Here is a 17,190-nt window from a genome sequence, read left to right on the forward strand (position 1 = left end):
CGCGAGCAAGGGATACGTGATCGCGTGATCGCGCGCAGGGCTATGGCTGCACCGTCGACACGCGACGGCGACCGGCGTGACCGTCGCGGACCGGGCGGCGGACCTGGACGAAATGCTGCTCAGCGTGCTGGGTTTGGCCGAGACCACCCGCGCGGTCTTCACCGAGAACGAGCAGCAGCTGGCGACGGCGGCCCGGCTGTTGCGGCCGGGCACCGAGCTGCTGGACGACTATCGCCCGGTCCTGCGCTGCGTGATCATGGGCATCACCTCCGTGATGCCGGAGGACCGTCAGATGTCGAGCAGGTGAGGCGGTTCCGCGCGGTAGCGATCGGCGTCGAGGCGCTCGGCCTGAAATGATGACGCGCCGGACGCATGATCTGAATGGAAAAACTGCGCCGCAACGAGATCCGCGCTGTCGCTATTCGTCGTCCAGGCCCGCGGACAAGTACGCCGCCGCCGCGAGCCACTGCCTGCACTGCGGTCCGTGCACCTCGTGGACATGCAGGATCTCGCGGGCGCGGCGATAGGTGAGGCCACCGGGTTCGGCGCCGCAATCGGCGGCGGACACGTCGCCCGCGGCGAGTGGTCGCAACGTCTCGACACCGGCGCCTCCGAAGAGCACGTCCCGGTAGGGAGTTCGAAATGGCTGACTCATGTCGACCGCCCCTCGCGTCTGGCAATGGGGGAGGCGAATTGTCTGGCGACGCCGGCGCGAACTCCCTGCGCACCTCCCCGCTTTCTCTTGATCCGAGTTTAGGGCCGCGTACCTTACAGATGCAAGTACATTTGCACGAACGACCACAAGGTATGGAAAACAACGGCCGTCGACGGGGGCGGCGACCGCCGTTGTGGCGCACGAACTTTGCCCGGCGCGACGCAATACTTCCTGACGTGTCAGTAATTTCGTCGGCCGGTCTCGATTATCGATGACACGTCAGGACATTCGGCGCGCCTGCCATTCGTCGGCTCGCCGGATTCGCGGTGCGCGCGTCAGGGTTTGCGCGCGACGGCTCCGTATGCGGAAATCGGCCGGATCTCGCCCACCTCGGTACGCGCGGCGCGCCACTGGGTGATGGAGGTGAAGCCGGGGTCGACCAACTCCAATCCGTCGAAGACGGCGCGAATCTGGGCCTGCGAGCGCGGCACATACGGCACGCCGCCGGTCCCGGTGTAGTTCTCGCAGAGGGTCACGTACGCCTGGCTGTCGTCGCTGCCGTCCCACATCACCAGGTAGCTGCCCGACGGCACGGCGTCGAGCGCCGTGCCGACGATGCGCAGCAATTCGTCGTAGGTCTTCGCGTGGCCGAGCACGCCCATGAACATGACGGCGATCGGCTGGTTGAAATTGAGCACGTTCCGCGCGTCGGCGATGATCTGCTCCGTATCGTGGAAGTCGCAGTCGACGTAGGTGGTGACGCCTTCCGGGGTGGTGCTGGTGAGCAGGGCCCTGGCGTGGGTCAGCACGAGCGGATCATTGTCGACGTAAACGATTTTCGCGTCGGGGGCCACGCTCTGCGCGACCTCGTGGGTGTTCTGCATGGTCGGTAGGCCGGTCCCGATGTCGAGGAACTGGCGGATGCCGATCTCGCTGGCGAGGTAGCGGACCGCGCGGATCAGGAACTGGCGCGACTGCACGGCCATCGTGGTGATGTCGGGGTCGACCTCCTTGCCGGCATCACCGGCGACCCTGTCGATTTCGTAATAGTCCTTGCCGCCCATCCAGTAGTTCCAGATTCGCGCGGAATGGGGGATGTCGGTGCGGATGAGTGGGCTCTGGTCTTCGGGCATCGCGTAGGACTCCTTGGGAACGTGCGTGCTGGCCGGATGTTCGCCGCCCTTGACAGATGTCCGGGGCGCGCCGCGCGCGTCTGGCTCCAAGGTTGTCGCGAATGGACGGTACATCCGATGTGCTCTGTGACAGTACAAGATTGGGGTGGTCCGAGCCGAGCCGATGCGCCAGCTGATCACGGTCTTTCTGAGACTTGGGAATCACCCGCCTCAAAGCCGACCGGTAGGTCCGAATTATTGTGTGCCGCAAGGCGAACTTCGTGCTATCGTCCGAACGTGGGTGCAAATGCAAGAACGTTTGAGAGTGCATCTGCAAGCACCCATCGGATAGGTCCCTCACACTGGCAGTAAACCGAGGAGTGGGAAATGTCGGGTACAACCACACACAAGATCACTGGCGCCTGGCGCAAGAGTTCGTACAGCGGGCCCAGTGGCGGCAACTGCGTCGAAGTGGCGGAGGTGTCCAACGGCCTGGTCGCAGTGCGTAACTCGCGCGACCCGGAGGGTGCGGTCCTCTTCTACACACGTCCGGAGATCGATGCGTTCGTGCGCGGAGCAAAGGCCGGGGAATTCGACGATTTGACTAGCTGAAAGGTAGCATTGCGATCGGTGCGGTGTGTCTCGAAACGACAAGTGTGTGACACACTGGTGGGCAACCCCGAGTATCGGAGACGAACTCCATGATCGCAGAACCCAATGACGACGGCCTCGTGCAATCGGTTGTCGCGGAACATGGTCCGACCGTGCTCCGGATCGCCCTGGGTGGGCAGTTGCGCAAGCTACGCGAGAGTTGCAACATCACCCGAGAGGCCGCGGGCGACGCGATTCGTGGTTCGCACGCCAAGATCAGTCGTCTCGAGTTGGGCCGCACCGGTTTCAAAGAACGCGACATCCGTGATCTACTAACCCTTTACGGCGTCACCGATCCCGTCGAACGCGAGCGTTTCCTGGCGCTGGCCAGGCAGGCGAACGAGCCCGGCTGGTGGCATCGGTACAGCGACCTGCTGCCCTCGTGGTTCGGCACCTACCTGGGTTTGGAGCAGGCGGCCAACAAGATCCGCACCTATGAGGCGCACCTGGTGCCCGGCCTGCTGCAGACGCCCGAATACGCCAGGGCGGTCTTGTCTCTCGGCAACGACGACGCCGACACCGAACGACGTGTCGCCGTGCGCCAGCGCAGGCAGGAGATCCTGCACCGGATGGATCCGCCGATCGTCTGGGCGGTGATCGACGAGGCCGCGCTGCACCGTCCGGTGGGCGGGCGGCAGGTGCATCGCGAGCAGATGGATCATCTCATCGCACTGGCCGGCCTTCCGAACGTGACCCTTCAGGTCCTGCCGTACTCGGCGGGCGAGCACGCGGCCGCGGGCAGCTCCTTCAGCATCCTGCGCTTCGCCCAGCCCGAGCTACCCGACATCGTGTACCTGGAGCACTTGACCAGCGCCCTGTACCTGGACCGCAGGCAGGATCTGGCGCTGTACCTATCGGTGATGGACCGCTTGAGCGTGCAGGCCTTGCCGCCGCAGAAGTCGGTCGAGCTACTGGCGTCGTACGCGGCGGGGCTGTGACGATCACCCGGCAGCGCTGAAGATTCGCCCGGCGCGGCTGGAGACTCTGCGGCGCGGCCGAAGATTGCCGAGTGCCGCTGGAGATGCAATGCGGAGCCATTGAGGACTACCTGGCGCGCTGGATGGAACTCGGCGGCGCCGAAGATTACGAGCGGTCGCGTTTCTGATGCTTGCCGCCAGGATTACGCGGACCGAAAGAGATTGGCGTGGAATCTTGTCATAGCGCAAGAGTCGCCGTCGTTCTGCACGAACGCAGAAGCCGCGAGGGTCGCGCTGTTGTCACACGCACGGACCCGGCAGGGCGGAGACGCTGTCCGTCCGTGTCGGAAGCAGGCGAGATTCGTTGGCGCGCAGCGCTATTCCGCCGCGCACGGTGGTGAACCGGCTACTGCCTGATGAAGGTGGACGCGATGCGCCAGAACGTCGCCGGCTGCAACGCCTCGAGATCCCAGTCGTCGGCCATGGCGTGCGCCGTGGACACGATCCGATCGATGTCGAAATCGTTCCTGGTGGCCGCGCCGGTGGACTCGACGGCATCGATGACGAACGCGACTGCCGTTTCTCGTGAGTACGCGGTATTTCTGTGGCCGCTGCGGGCCGACGATGTGCTCATAGCTCTACCGTTCGCTGGCTGGTCGGCCAATGCGGTGTCGGCGAACCCGATCCGGCCGCCGGTAAGTGGTTGGTCCATACGAACCCCCTGACTGTAGGCGGCAGCAAACCTCCGGCGACTTTGCCCTCGGTTCGCCCACACGGCCTCCCCTAGTTGTCCCCTATATAGCTTTGCGGAACTGAGTTTAGGTCCGCGCGCCTTTCATATGCAAGTACATCTGCACGATCGATTGTATTCGCGCAAAAGGTTTTTCACAGTTGCGACCGGAGCTGCCGGACATCCCGACCGGGCGGTTCCCGGAATCGGCGCGGCGGCGCCAGGGTTCGCCCTTCTCTCGGTGTTCGTCCCCGTCTGCCCAGGTGCGCGCTTGGCCAGGTCGGAAGGCGTTCGCCGCGGTGGTACGGCCCGTGCTGTCCGGCCTGCGCAGGCACGTCGGCGCAGGCGCGCCGGTAGTCGGCCGCTCCGTGGAGTGAACGGTCGTCATTGCGCCCGGGTGCCGCAAGGTCTCGAATGGTGAATCGGCGACGTCGGTAAATCGTTTCAAATTTGCCACGAAATCGCTGGCCTGCGGCCGCCGGACAAGTCGGCCGACGGAACCGTCTTTGGGATCCCGCTGGCCGAATCCGATGCGTCACACGATATTCAGCTATCAATTAGCTACTGATGCTGGCTACCGCATCGGCCGTCGGCGTATCCCCGGCGACGAGGTCGAGTGTGGTGTGCACGGTATTCGGAGCGGACAGCACGGCGGCGAGGACGGCCGCGACGTCGGCGCGGGCAATGCTGTCGCGACCGACCCGGTCCGCGCTCAGGGTGACCCGCCCGGTGCCCTCGGTGTCGAGCAGCCGGCCCGGACGCAGGATCGTCCAGTCCAGATCGCGGGCCCGAAGATCGTCCTCGGCTTGGGTTTTGGCATCGATGTAGGCGGCCCACACTTCGTCGGCGCCCGGCGCGGGCGGCAGACCGGCGCCCATGGTGGAGATCTGCACGAAACGGCGGACGCCCGCCTGCTCCGCGGCGTCGGCGAGCAGCACCGAGCCGCCCTTGTCGACGGTGTATTTGCGGGCAGCGCCGCTGCCCTGCCCAGCGCCGGCCGCGAAGACGACGGCATCCGCCCCGGCCAGCACGGCGGCGAGTGCGGTGCGATCGGTCCGTTCCAGATCCAGCACGACGGGACGGGCGCCGGTGGCGGCGATGTCTGCGGTGTGGTCGGGGTTGCGGATCAGGCTGTCGACGGAGTGGCCCGTCGCGGCGAGCGATTCGGCGAGCAGCAGGGCGATCTTGCCGTGTCCACCGGCGATCACGATGCGCATGGGTGTCCTTTCCGGTAGCGGGTGAGGGTCCGTCAGCGCTCGGGTCCGCCGGGGTTGCACGACGCTTGCACGGTGTCCGGGTAACCGACCGCGGGCCGCCACGGTTCGAGATTCCAGCTCGGCTTGTTCGGCTGCACCAGGCGCGCCCAGTCCCAATGGCAGATGAACTGATCGCGCATGCCGGGGGCGTCGGCGTCGGGGGACTGGGCGAGAACCTCCTGCCAGGCCCGCTCGTCCGAGCCGGGATAGGTGGTGCGGCGGCCGGCCTCCGATGGAAAGACGAGCAGGCGAGCGCCGTCGACGTTCTCGGTCCACTCCACGTGATCGACCAGCGGAATGCCCTCGTAGGGATCGACAGTCGGCTGCGCCGCGATGGGGGTGGCGGGCGAGGTGGTCGAGATCGACGCGATGGTCGGTGTCGCGGCGGGGCGCGCGGAAGACGTGGGCGAGCCGAGCTCGGACGTCGTCGCGGTGGACGTGTCCTCGCCGCCGCAACCGGCGACCACGAGAGAAACCAGCAGCGCGACCGCCGCCCCGTGCACCACGCGCGGCCGCCGGTCGTGTGCTGTCCGCGTCCGCTGTCTCACTGTCGTTCCCTCCCGAGGCGCTGTGCTGTCTGGCTGGCGTGGCCGTCGTGCTCTGTGGCGTCGCCACTGTGCCTGCTGGCGTAGTCGCTGTGATGTCCGGCGTGGTGCGGACATCTCGGTCGAGCGTAGTCGTGCGCCGCCGGCCACCGTCCGTCGATGGCACGCACCCCGCCGGAGGTCCATAGTCCTGACGGGACACCGAATGTGGCGTCTTGTCCTTCCGGCATCGACCCGGCAATCATCGGTCGATGAAGCGTGCACTGATCATCGGGGGCGTGCTCGGGGTCGTGGTCTCGGTGCTGGCGCCCGTCGGCACCGGCGCGGCGAACCCGGCGGGACCGCCCGGTTCGGTCACCGAGGTGTCCCCGCTGCCGCAGGTCGTCGCCGTGGCCGACGCGGGCGCCGCGCTGCGGCTGGTCTACTGGTCGCGCGGTCCGCGGGGGCCGATGCAGAGCAGCGGCGCGATCTACCTGCCACCCGGTCCGCCGCCGCCCGGCGGATGGCCGATCGTGGCCTATGCGCACGGCACGGTGGGGATCGCCGACCACTGCGCGTTCACGGTGCAGCCGCGCCGCCTCTATCTCGACACCGTCTATCCGGAGTTGCTGCGCGCGGGCTACGCCGTGGTGCTCTCCGACTACGTCGGGCTCGGCACCCCTGGCACGCACCCGTACCTGGACGGACCGTCGCAGGCGCGCAGCATGATCGACGGTGTGCGCGCCGCGCGGACCGTCGTGCCGGAGCTGAGCGACCGGTGGGCCGTGCTCGGGCAGTCCCAAGGCGGGCAGACCGCCTTGTTCACCGCGCGCATCGCCCCGGAGGACGCGCCCGAGCTACGGTTGCGCGGCGCGGTCGCCACCGGGCCGCCGTCGAATCTGGAGAACATCGCACCGCTGCTCGGACCCTGGGTGCCGCGGCTTCCGCTCCGGATGACGACCGCCTATTTCGCCTCGATCCTCGTGGGGCTGCGCGAGACCGCGCCAGAAGTCGACGTGGACAGCTATCTGACCCCCGTTGGCCGGGACGTGCTCGCCCTTGTCGAGCGCGAGTGCGTGACCGAGGCCGACGCAATGGTGCGCGATATCTCGATCGGCGAAATGCTGGCCGAGCCGCTGGCGGATCCGGCGCTGCTGGCCGCGGCGCGCTCGATGCTCCGGATACCGACCGAAGACCACACGGTGCCGCTGTTCATCGGCCAGGGTCTGACCGACCGCGACGTGCCCGCACCGCTGAGCGCGGGCCTGGCCGCCGAGCTGACGTTGGCGGGTGCGGATCTCCAGGTCGTGGTCTATCCCGGCGACCACCTCGCTACCGCCCGCGACTCGCTGCCGGACACGATGGCCTTCCTCCATCGCGTGCTGGACAGCCAGTAAGGCCGGGCGCGCCATATCGCGCCCAGTGTCACCTCGCGCCCGGTGTCATCTTGCGCCCGGTGTCATCTTGCGCTCAGCGCCACAGCGACCGGCACGGCAATCTGCGCAGTTCGGGCCTGACCTTGCCGTCCACGGTGACGGTGAGGCCCGCGTGCAGCGCGGCGCTGGTGAATTCCCACGCCTCGGTGCTGGTCGCGGCGTACTCGAGCACGATCTCGTCCGCGGGGGTCGGTCCGTCGAAGTAAACGGTCACGCGCCGGGTCGGTGCCTCCGCGACACCTTGCCACCGATCCGCGATGCGCTGCGTGCCGTCCATGCCACCGTCTCCTTCCGGTACGGCGCGGGCACGCGCCGGTTATGCGACGGTAGATCGGGACCATAGTAAAGAACATGTTCTATCCCACTGGTTGGACAAGTCACAGGTGTCGCGGTGCTTCGGTGGGGATTCTCACGAGTAGGTGTGCGCGGCGGCCACAGCGTGTCGCCGTCCAAACTGTGAATTGTCAACACATCGCGGACGGCGTCTGCCATCCCCACCGGGCGTTGATCAGTATGTTCTCCAACGTTGGCATTGGGGAGGCACAAATAAATGAGGAAGGCCCTAGGCACGATGCGCGCGCTCGGAGCCGCGGCGCTCGGAGCGATGATGGTCGTCGCAGGGGCGGGGGTGAGCCATGGCGAACCGCGCTATCCGGCGCCCGATCCGGATCCGTTCTACGCCGCGCCCTCGGATCTGGCCGACAAGAAGCCCGGTGACGTGCTTGCGGTGCGCCAGATGCCGCCGCTGCTGATCTTCCCGGACACCACGGTCACGCTGGTGCGGTTCCGTTCGACCAACTCGCAGGGCAAGCCGATCGCGGCCACCACCACGGTGCTCACCCCGAAGACGCAGCGCAAGGACGGCCCGCTGCTGTCCTTCCAGCACATCATCAACGGACTCGGCGCCGAGTGCTCGGTGTCGCGGGTGCTCTACACCGGCGATCCGAATCTGATCGTGCGCGAGGCGCCCGGCTGGAACGTGCTGCTGCAGCGCGGCTGGAGCGTGGCGCTGCCCGATCATCTCGGCCCGCAGTTCGCCTACGGCGCGGCGAAGCTGGGCGGTCAGATCACCCTGGACGGCATCCGCGCGGTCAAGCAGGTGTCCGAGTTGCAGGTGGCGCAGAGCCCCACGGGGATGATCGGCTACTCCGGCGGCGGGATGGCCACCGCGTGGGCGGCCGCGCTCGCGCCGGAGTACGCGCCGGAACTTCAGCTCGCGGGCGCCGCGATGGGCGGGGTGCCGATGAACCTGGTCAAGATGATGGAGGGCCTCGGCCTCGGTTCGCACCCGGTGTTCGGCCTCGCCTTGGCCGCTGGACTCGGCTTGGAGCGCGAGTATCCGGAGCGGTTCCCGCTGAGCGAGCAGCTCAACGACCGCGGGCTGGCCGCGCGCGACGCCATTGCCAACAGCTGCACCAATGACATCATCGCGGCGGGTGCGGGGCGTGGCGCGATGGACTTCGCCAAGACGACCTCGATGATCGACGACCGCGACGCGCGAGCGGTGGTGGAGGAGAACAGCCTCGAGCTTCACGGCGGCGTACCGCGCACGCCGGTGTTCGAATGGCATTCTCCGATCGACGGATTGGTGCCGGTCGACGCGATCGTCAACACCGATCGCAGGTGGTGCTCGGCGGGAGTGCGGGTGCAGGCCGAGCAGATCCCGGTGCCCGATCATCTCACCGCGGCCGTTCTCGGCATCCCCGCCGCACTGAGCTGGCTCGATGCCCGCTTCCGCGGCGACCCGGCGCCGAGCAACTGCTGAGCCCGGTGCGCTGGGGCGCGTCGGCCCCGGCGCACCCCACGGCAACCGAGCCGAATCCTCCTCGCGGCGGGCCGAATTCGGCTCGGTTGTTGCGATTCGGCGTCATGACACGCACAACTCGAGCACGAGCAGGCATCCGCCTGGGCGCGCCCGGTTAGCCTGAGTCCCTGGCTCCGGCACGGGGGCATTACGGGGTGGAAGGCCGCATCTCCCGGGCGCCAGGCGAACCCGACGTCGCACCCAGAGGCGTGTGCCATGAGATGCTTGCGTGCCCTTTTCCTTACGGTGCTGCTGGCCGGTTCGGTGACGGCGGGCCATGCTTCCGCCCAGCCGCCCGCCGTACCCGCGCCGCCGAATCCGCCCGCGCTGCCGAATGTTTCGGGATCGCTGCTGCCCGGCTTGCAGGAGCTGATCGATCGGGTCGTTCCGCCGCCGGCGATCGTCCTCGCGCCGCGCCAGGACGGGGCGGTGCTGGAGACCGCGGGCCTTTCGCCGACGCTGGCCGCGCTGCGCGAGGCGGTGCTGCCCGCGCCGGTCGGCGATCGGATCTTCGACGCGTGGCCGCCCGGCCTCGCCGACTACGCCGAAGGCCAGATCATCGAGGTCAGGGATGTCACCGCCACGGCGGGGCTGCTGGTGCTGGTGCCGTTCCGTCAGGCACTGCTGATGAAATACCGCACCACCGACGCGCACGGCAGACCGTCCTTCGCCACCGCGACCCTCGTCGTGCCCGCGGGCGCGTGGACCGGCCCCGGCGATCGCCCGGTGGTGGTGAACAACCTGCCGATCGACGCGCTCGGCCGCGAGTGCACACCGGGATACAGCCTGGCCAACGGGTGGACGGACGACACCAGCATCACCGACTTCATTCCGCCCACAACGCAATTGGCGCTGTTGCGGGGATATGCGGTGCTGATACCCGATCACGAGGGCCCCTGGATGGCTTACGCCGAACCGTACGTCGCGGGCCACGCGGTGCTGGACGCCATCCGCGCTGTGCGCAACCTGCTGCCCGAGGAGTTCGGCGCCAGCGGGTTCGGCATGTTCGGCTACTCCGGCGGCGCCATCGCCACGCACGGTGCGGTCAAGCTGATCGCGGACTACGCGCCGGAACTGTCCGAGGTCGTCGTGGGCGCCGCGCTGGGCGGGGTGCCCGCCGACTACGAGATCCTGGCGCGCAGCATGAACGGCAATCTGGCCTCCGCGGTCTTCATGGCGGCGGTGTTCGCCATCGGCAGGGAGCGCCCGGAGATCCTGGGCCGGATGAACAACCTGGCCCAATGGATCGCGACCTCTCCGGTGAAAGACCTGTGCGGCAGCGAATTCGGGGCGATCGGAGTGCTGATGCTGCCCATCGACATCGGCGCGAACTTCGCCGATCCGCTGGATTCGGACTTCGCCGCCGATATCTATCGGGTGACGCGAATGGAAGGCATGCGCTCGGCTGTGCCGCTCTACATCTTCAACGGCGACCAGGAGTTCTGGATCCCGGCCGAGGGCGCGCGCAACCTCTATCGGGAGCAGTGCGGGCTCGGTGCGTCCGCGATCTATCGCGGGGTGTTCGGCGAGCATCTCATCGGCGCGGTGACCGGCTATCCCGAGGCAATGCTGTGGCTGGACGGTCTTCTGCGCGGCGCTCCCGCCCGAAACGAATGTTGACCTGCCGGTTCCGTCCGCAGGCGTTGCACTCGGCCGCCGCCGCGCGATTAACTGGTATGACGCTACACCTCGACACCCCATCCGCCGCCCAGCAAGCCGCGGCGCTGGTCGGACGGCATTTCCGGCTCGCCGACCACTACGAGGTCGGCCGCGAGAAGGTCAGAGAATTCGCCCAGGCCCTGCAGGACTATCACCCGGCGCACTGGAGCGAGGATGCCGCCGCGGAGTTCGGCTACGACGGTCTCGTCGCGCCGCTGACCTTCCCAGCGATCGTCTGGCTGCAAATGCAGCGAACCCTGTTCGAAACGGAGCTCACCGGCTACGACATCAGCCAGGTGCTGCACACCGAACAGCAGCTGCGGGTGCACCGCCCGATCATCGTCGGCGACGATCTGGTCTGTGAGTGCTCGTTCGAGTCGTTCCGGCAGTTCGGCGCGATGGACATGCTGGTCATCCGCACCCTGCTCAGCGACAGCGCGGGGCGGCCGCTGCAAACCGCGCACAGCACCGTCGTCGCGCAGACCGGCGTCGAGATGGCCGGTGAACTCGCAGACGCGGTGGCAGGCGTCATGCAGACTCCCGCCGAACGGGGCGGTGCCGGCCGCCACGGCACGGCGCGGATGGCCGAGTGCGCCCGAGCCCCGGCGGAGGTCGCGGACACCAGCGACCGGGCCGGCCGGATTCGCTTCGAGGACCTGCGCGTCGGCGATCGACTGCCCGAGCACCGGGTGGCGCTCTCGCGCGGCGACCTGGTCAAGTACGCGGGCGTATCCGGCGACGCCAATCCCATCCATTTCAGCGACGAGGTGGCCAGGGCGGTGGGGTTGCCCGACGTCGTCTCGCACGGTCTGCTGACCATGGGCTTCGGCGCGGCATATCTGACGCGGTGGCTCGGCGATCCCGGCGCGGTGGTCGAGTACGGCGTGCGCTTCGCGGGATTCGCGCCGGTGCCCGCGGACCGGAACAGCACCATCGAATTCCGCGGGCGCGTCAAGGAATTGGATCCGCGCGAGCGCGCGGCGACCGTGCACGTCACCGCCACGTGCGATGACCGCAAGCTGTTCGGCCGGGCGAGCGCTCGGGTCCGGCTCGGCTGAACCCGCTCAACCTCCTTGCCGCCAGAGCTGCTGCAGGCGCAGGTGGTTCTCCCACCACGACGCGATGGCCGCGGGATCGGAACCGGCTGGGGGAGGCGGTGCTTCGCCGGGGAAAAGGCCGTCGCCGTTCGGCGCCCCGACCACCGTCGTGGTCGGCACCTCCGGTGTGGCGGCCGGTTCCGTCCCCGGTGTCGCGGGTTCTGCGTCCGGTGTCGCCGGTCCGTCGTACTGTGTGGGTTCCACGGTGGTCGTCCGAGACTCCGGACGCGGGTCGTTCGGATCGTACGGATCGGCCGGATCGCCAGGGTCGATGGGCCGAGCCGCCGGAACCGGCGTCGGCCGCGCGGGATTCTGCGGTACGCCGGTCGACGGCGCCGGGTCGGTGGACTCGATCACGATCGGCGGCGCGGTCGGTTCGCCCGGGTCCGGGGTGGCAGGGGCCTGGGCCTGGGAAGTCTTCTTGTCCGATTGGCGCGCCCAGACCCCCTCGTCGGTGACATGGGCGACCGCGATGCCGGACGCGGCGAGCACCGCGGCGGCCGCCGCGCCGACGGGGAGCAGGACACCGGCTCGCCGCCGCTCACCGGCGATCGCCGTGGCGCCGCTCGGCTCGTACTCGTGGCCGGATTCCTCCGGCAGCTGGGCGGCCGCGATGCGGGCGGCGCCGAGCGCGGTCGCGGCCTGCGGATCGTCGACGATCACCGAGGGGACCCCGAAGGCGCGCTCGCAGTCGCCGAGCAGTTCCAGTGTGACGGGCCCGCCGCACAGCGCGACGCCGTCCACTGTCAGGCCCTGGGCCAGCAGCGTGGGGCGCACGCGGTCGTGCGCTTCGGCGGCGGGATCGGCTCCGGCGCGCCACGTGCCCGAGCCGAGGATCCTGGAACGCCCGGCGTCGGTGAGGACGAAGGTCAGATCACGGTCGGCGACCTCGAGCACCAGAATGGTCTCGAATCGGTCGAGACTCGGTACATCGCGGACGAAGGCGAGCAGCGCCGCGCGCACCGAGACGAGCGAGGACGTGCGCCACCGGCCGGTGGCCAGGTGGGTGACGATCGCGCGTCGCTCGTCGACCGTCCGGTACGTCAGCGCGATGTTCTCGATGAGCGAGAGCGTCCGGTCGGCCAGCGCTTCGAGGACCTCGGGGATCCTCTCGGCCGCGGTGGCCGCGCCGATCTCCTGTTCCACTTCGTCGAGCGGGTCCGACGACGGTTTGTCCGCCGTCGGATGGGAGAGCAGTACTCCGCGGACCGTCCGTCGGTCCGTTGAAACGCCCACGGTTGCCATGTGATCACCTCTGCCTCCGTGACTCTCCTAGACAATTCGTCGCGGGCCCGTGTGCCGATGGGCCCGAGATCTGTCCGCTGCTTACTCGATATAGCGGCGGGATGCGCGAAAACGTTAGCTCGCCGGATGCCGCGGCCGGTCCGAGCGCCCGGTGCTCGTCCGATTCGGGCACGTCCCCGCCGAGGTTGCCCGGCCCGCGGCGCCGTTGCCCGCGCGCCTCCCCTCGGCGTGCACGTACAGCTGCACATGCATTATGGACAATACCGGCAGGTGCCCTGGAGAGTTGCCATGAATTCATGGCAAACTCGGTGAATGCGTGCTCCGGAAGTGCGACATACGACCGAATCTCCTTTTCCCGGAAGGCATCCCGGTGCCGGCGACGGACCGACGGTGTTGCGGATGCTGCTCGGCGGCCGATTGCGGCGATTACGCGAGGCGGCGGGCATCTCACGCGAGGACGCGGGCGAGGCGATCCGCGGCTCACACTCCAAGATCAGTCGCTTGGAGCTGGGGCGCACCGGATTTCGCGAACGGGACCTGGTGGATCTGCTGACGCTCTACGGGGTGGCGGACCCGACCGAGCGGGAGGAATTCCTCGCGCTCGCCCGCCAGGGGAATGCCTCGGGCTGGTGGCACCGCGACAACGACTGGCTGCCCAAATGGTTCGACACTTACCTCGGGCTCGAACAGGCGGCCAGGTTGATCCGCTGCTACGAGCCGAGGGCGGTACCCGAACTGTTCCAGACCGCCGACTACGCGCGGGCGCTGCTGTCGCTGGCGCACCCGAACGAGTCGTTCGCCGCGATCGAACGCCGGGTGGGCTTGCGGATGCGCCGCCAGCACATCCTCACCAAGCCGGATCCGCCGCGGATCTGGTTGATCGTGGAGGAAGCGGCGTTGCGCAGGCGTATCGGCGGTTCCGCGGTCTGGCTCGAGCAGCTCGACCGGTTGCTCGCCGCGGTCGACCAGCCGAACGTCACCCTGCAGGTGCTCGCCGACCACGTCGGCGGATCCGCGCTGGCCGACGGCGCGTTCACCATGCTGCGCTTCACCGAAGCCGACCTACCCGACATCGTCTATCTCCAGCAACTGACCGGCGCGCTGTACCTGGACAAGGAATCCGACCTGGCCGCCTATCGCGCCGTCGCCAACCTGCTCTCCGTGCACGCCGCGCCGCCCCAGTACACGCGCGGTTTGCTGGAAGCGCTGCGCGACCGCCAACCGCCGACGGTGGACCAGCCGACCGGAGCGGGTTAGCCGGACCGCCGCGCGGGCGCGGCCGGGCGGCGACCGAGCCGGGCGGCGCGACGAGCAGACCGCCCCGGCGGCGGTGCGACGGTGTTGGGAGCGATGTCGCGCCGACCGGGACGGTCTGCCACAGCGGCTCCGGAACTCGTCGCGCGGCAGGCCGCTGCGGGTCGGCCTGCGCCGGAGCCGTCCCGGCGAGCATAGGCACGGGCAGAGTGCACCGACAGGTCGGCGAGCGGAATCTGGGGCATGCCCAGCCGCGGCCGCGCGCCGCGTTGAGTTCTCACAATGCCGCGGTGGCGGAGGCGGTCAGTACGAGCCAGGCGCGATCGTCCCGATGATCGGATGCGGTGCCGCGTCCTCGGCGCCGCCGGTGAGCAGGCGCTTGAGGATCTTGCCGGTCTCGCCACGGGGAAGCGCGTTGAGGAAGGTCACGTCGCGCGGCACCGAGAAGCGGCTGAGCCGATTGCGGATGTAGTTCCGGACCATGTCCGAATCCAAACCGGCCCCTTCGCGTTTCACCACGAAGGCGGCCAGGCGCTGGCCGTACTCGCGATCGGGGACGCCGACCACCGCGACCTCGCGGACCTGCGGCAGATAGGCCAGCGCCTCCTCGACCGGGCGGGGGAAGACGTTCTCGCCGCCGGAGATGATCATCTCGTCGTCGCGGCCCGCGATGAACAGCCTGCCCGTGGCATCGAGGAAACCGAGGTCGCCGGTGTCGAGCATGCCGTCGGCCTCGTCCGGCGGGGCGGCGTTGACGTAGCCGTCGAAGAGCATGTGGTTGCTCACGAAGATGTGCCCCGTCGCGCCGACGGGCAGCGGTTTGCGGTCCGGGCCGAGAACCGCCACCTTGGTGCCCAGTGGCGGCTTGCCCGCGGTGGTCGGCGCGGCGCGCAGGTCGGTGGGATCGGCGATGGTCGCCCAGGACACCTCGGTGGAGCCGTACACGTTGTAGAGGACGTCACCGTAGGCGTCCATGAAGTCCAGCACGGTGCTCGCGGCGAGCGGCGCGCCGCAGCTGGCGACGACCCGCAGGCTCGAGGTGTCGTAGCGGGCGCGCACGTGCGCGGGCAGCTCCAGGATGCGATGCACCATGATCGGCACTGCGATGAATGTGCTCACCCGGTGTTCGGCGATCAGGCGCAGGCAGTTCTCGGCGTCGAAGTGCGCGGGAAGCACCACCGTGGAGCGCAGCGCGGTGCTCAACTGCAGCGCGGCCAGCCCCCAGGTGTGGAACAGCGGCGCGGGGATGAGCATCGTCTCGTCCATCCGCAGCGGAATGCGCGACAGCAGCGCGGCGATGGTGCTGAAGCCCTTGGCGTGCGGGCGGCGCGCGCCCTTCGGGGTGCCGGAGGTCCCCGAGGTCAGCACGATGAGCTTGCCGGGGTGCGCGGGCTTGCGAAAGCTGTTCTGCCCCATGGCCGCGAGGTCGTCGAGGGTCGTCCGTCCCGGCACCGGCTCGGTCCGGTCGGTCGCGTAGCGCGGCAGATCGGCGTGCAGGTACTGCACGAGGTGGTCGAATTCGCCGTCCACGAACAGCGCGGTGAGCTTGTCGCGCTGCACCACCTCCTCGATGCGCCGGGCAGGCAGTCCGGTGTTCAACAGCGCGACGTCGACGCCGAGCTTGCCCGCGGCGACCATGGTCTCCACCATGCCGCCGTGATTGCGTGCGAGCAGGCCGATGGCGTCGCCCGCCCGCAGCCCGAACGCGGCCATGGCGCCCGCGATCGCGGTGGTCCGCTCGTGCATCTCGTCGAAGGAGCGCGCGCTGTGCGCGTCGATCAGGGCCGTGCGCTGCGGTGCGAACGCGGCCGCCGCGGCGTAGCCGCCCGCCAGGGTGAAGCCCCATTCCGAGAGCCTGCGCAACTGTTTGAGGCCGAGGTCGGGTCGATGGGCGCGCAGCACCCCGGTGGTCATCATCTGCCTGGCCACCTCGGCGCGGCGGCGGACGGGGGAGTTCTCGCCGTTGACCACGACCGAGGTCGCCGCGCCGCGCACCAGATCGGCGATCCGGCGCATGCCGCGCTCGGTCCACGCGATGATCGCGCCGTTGCCCGCCGCCCCGACGGACGGATGGATGCGGCCGGGCCCGAAGAAAGTGACCGAGATGCGAGTGCGTTCCTCGGTGCCGCGCAGCCGGATCGACGCGAAGCTGCCCAGTGTCGGGCTGATCAGCTCGAGGCTCTCGTACCAGCGCCCGATGCGCAGCTGGATCACTTGGGTGCGGACGCCGACCCGGGCGGTGCCGACCCGGAAGCGCAGCATCTGATGTCCGCCCGCGGATTCCAGCGGGTCGCACGCGCCGATTCCGGGAAAAACGCGGGGATAGGTCTGCGGCTCGCGGAGCAGGTCCCACACCGCCTGGCGGGGGATCGGAAATTCCGCGGTCACATCGATGACATCGGTAACCACTGGCGTGCAATTCTCGTCGGCCGGTTCGAACAGCTCGGGTCGGCGGAGATTTCATTTGTAGCTCCCGGCGCAATCTTGGTCAAGAGTCCGGCTTTTGGCCTGGTAGGCAATGTTTTCCTGCCTATCGACCAGCGAATTCGGCTGTGGTCGAGCACAACTCGACGCGACTCGTCGGCTTTCTGAGACGGCAATTCCGGAGATGCACACGAAGTCGATTTCCGGGCTTCTTCGGTCAGTTTTGTGAGAACTCATAATCGGGCGGCGCGCATCGCGGGCATTTCTCTGGTCGCGCCCAGTTCGCGCCGGGGTCTCGGTCGCCGTGCAGTGAACGCCGGGCATCCTCCCGTCGGGTGAGAGCCGATTCCGGACGCCCGTTCGGGGGTAGTGCTCGGGCATGGGGTCAGGGTTCGCGATCCAGGGAAACTAATGTCCCAACGGGAC

At 68.6% G+C, this 17,190-nt stretch carries 16 protein-coding genes; 8 read left to right on the forward strand and 8 right to left on the reverse strand.

Translation table 11 applies throughout. The annotated features are described in order from the left end of the window. Window positions 1–46: 46 nt before the first annotated feature. Window positions 47–307 carry an MCE family protein gene (locus AB0H50_RS13790; RefSeq protein ID WP_357451566.1) on the forward strand — a complete coding sequence of 87 codons (261 nt, stop codon included), beginning with the start codon at window positions 47–49 and terminating at the stop codon, window positions 305–307. Window positions 308–418: 111 nt separating this feature from the next. Here AB0H50_RS13790 and AB0H50_RS13795 read toward each other — a convergent pair whose 3' ends face one another. Beyond that, window positions 419–655, reverse strand: coding sequence for a hypothetical protein (locus tag AB0H50_RS13795; protein WP_357451128.1), 237 nt, complete (start codon window positions 653–655; stop codon window positions 419–421). 335 nt (window positions 656–990) lie between these two features. Beyond that, window positions 991–1,788 carry an SAM-dependent methyltransferase gene (locus AB0H50_RS13800; RefSeq protein WP_357451131.1) on the reverse strand — a complete coding sequence of 266 codons (798 nt, stop codon included), beginning with the start codon at window positions 1,786–1,788 and terminating at the stop codon, window positions 991–993. 366 nt (window positions 1,789–2,154) lie between these two features. On the opposite strand from AB0H50_RS13800, the gene AB0H50_RS13805 reads away from it, so the two are divergent. Beyond that, window positions 2,155–2,379, forward strand: a complete 225-nt coding sequence (locus AB0H50_RS13805; RefSeq protein ID WP_067843577.1) for a DUF397 domain-containing protein — start codon at window positions 2,155–2,157, stop codon at window positions 2,377–2,379. Between the two features lie 89 nt (window positions 2,380–2,468). Continuing rightward, complete coding sequence (locus tag AB0H50_RS13810; protein ID WP_357451135.1) at window positions 2,469–3,356, forward strand: helix-turn-helix transcriptional regulator; 888 nt, start codon at window positions 2,469–2,471, stop codon at window positions 3,354–3,356. Window positions 3,357–3,741: 385 nt separating this feature from the next. Here the strand turns inward: AB0H50_RS13810 and AB0H50_RS13815 are convergent, their stop codons facing one another. The 3 genes from AB0H50_RS13815 to AB0H50_RS13825 form a co-directional block, all read right to left on the reverse strand. Beyond that, a complete protein-coding gene (locus AB0H50_RS13815) occupies window positions 3,742–3,969 on the reverse strand; it encodes a hypothetical protein (RefSeq protein WP_068064208.1) in 228 nt (75 codons plus the stop codon). 653 nt (window positions 3,970–4,622) lie between these two features. Beyond that, the gene (locus AB0H50_RS13820; protein WP_357451138.1) at window positions 4,623–5,282 is read right to left on the reverse strand and encodes an NAD(P)H-binding protein; all 660 of its coding nucleotides are present in this window, start codon (window positions 5,280–5,282) and stop codon (window positions 4,623–4,625) included. Window positions 5,283–5,314: 32 nt separating this feature from the next. Further along, on the reverse strand, window positions 5,315–5,869 hold the full coding sequence (locus tag AB0H50_RS13825; protein ID WP_357451141.1) for a DUF2599 domain-containing protein: 555 nt from the start codon (window positions 5,867–5,869) through the stop codon (window positions 5,315–5,317). Between the two features lie 248 nt (window positions 5,870–6,117). Here AB0H50_RS13825 and AB0H50_RS13830 point away from each other — a divergent pair, with 248 nt between their 5' ends. Next, window positions 6,118–7,242, forward strand: coding sequence for a lipase family protein (locus AB0H50_RS13830; protein ID WP_357451144.1), 1,125 nt, complete (start codon window positions 6,118–6,120; stop codon window positions 7,240–7,242). 73 nt (window positions 7,243–7,315) lie between these two features. Here AB0H50_RS13830 and AB0H50_RS13835 read toward each other — a convergent pair whose 3' ends face one another. Next, a complete protein-coding gene (locus AB0H50_RS13835) occupies window positions 7,316–7,558 on the reverse strand; it encodes a hypothetical protein (protein ID WP_357451147.1) in 243 nt (80 codons plus the stop codon). A gap of 327 nt (window positions 7,559–7,885) precedes the next feature. Between AB0H50_RS13835 and AB0H50_RS13840 the strand changes: the two genes are divergently transcribed. The 3 genes from AB0H50_RS13840 to AB0H50_RS13850 all read left to right on the forward strand — a co-directional run bounded on the left by AB0H50_RS13840 (window position 7,886) and on the right by AB0H50_RS13850 (window position 11,802). Beyond that, on the forward strand, window positions 7,886–9,046 hold the full coding sequence (locus AB0H50_RS13840) for a lipase family protein (protein ID WP_357451569.1): 1,161 nt from the start codon (window positions 7,886–7,888) through the stop codon (window positions 9,044–9,046). 255 nt (window positions 9,047–9,301) lie between these two features. Next, window positions 9,302–10,705: a lipase family protein gene (locus AB0H50_RS13845; RefSeq protein WP_357451150.1), complete on the forward strand. Its 1,404-nt coding sequence runs from the start codon at window positions 9,302–9,304 to the stop codon at window positions 10,703–10,705. A 56-nt stretch (window positions 10,706–10,761) separates the two neighbouring features. Next, entirely contained in the window at window positions 10,762–11,802 is a 1,041-nt protein-coding gene (locus AB0H50_RS13850) for a fused (3R)-hydroxyacyl-ACP dehydratase subunits HadA/HadB (RefSeq protein WP_357451153.1), read from the forward strand. A 6-nt stretch (window positions 11,803–11,808) separates the two neighbouring features. Here the strand turns inward: AB0H50_RS13850 and AB0H50_RS13855 are convergent, their stop codons facing one another. Then, complete coding sequence (locus tag AB0H50_RS13855; RefSeq protein WP_357451156.1) at window positions 11,809–13,086, reverse strand: hypothetical protein; 1,278 nt, start codon at window positions 13,084–13,086, stop codon at window positions 11,809–11,811. Between the two features lie 399 nt (window positions 13,087–13,485). On the opposite strand from AB0H50_RS13855, the gene AB0H50_RS13860 reads away from it, so the two are divergent. After that, window positions 13,486–14,343: a helix-turn-helix transcriptional regulator gene (locus AB0H50_RS13860; protein ID WP_357451572.1), complete on the forward strand. Its 858-nt coding sequence runs from the start codon at window positions 13,486–13,488 to the stop codon at window positions 14,341–14,343. 300 nt (window positions 14,344–14,643) lie between these two features. Here the strand turns inward: AB0H50_RS13860 and AB0H50_RS13865 are convergent, their stop codons facing one another. Further along, entirely contained in the window at window positions 14,644–16,749 is a 2,106-nt protein-coding gene (locus AB0H50_RS13865) for an AMP-binding protein (protein WP_357451158.1), read from the reverse strand. Window positions 16,750–17,190: the final 441 nt, after the last annotated feature.

It is taken from the genome of Nocardia sp. NPDC050793, assembly GCF_040654065.1.
GTDB lineage: Bacteria > Actinomycetota > Actinomycetes > Mycobacteriales > Mycobacteriaceae > Nocardia.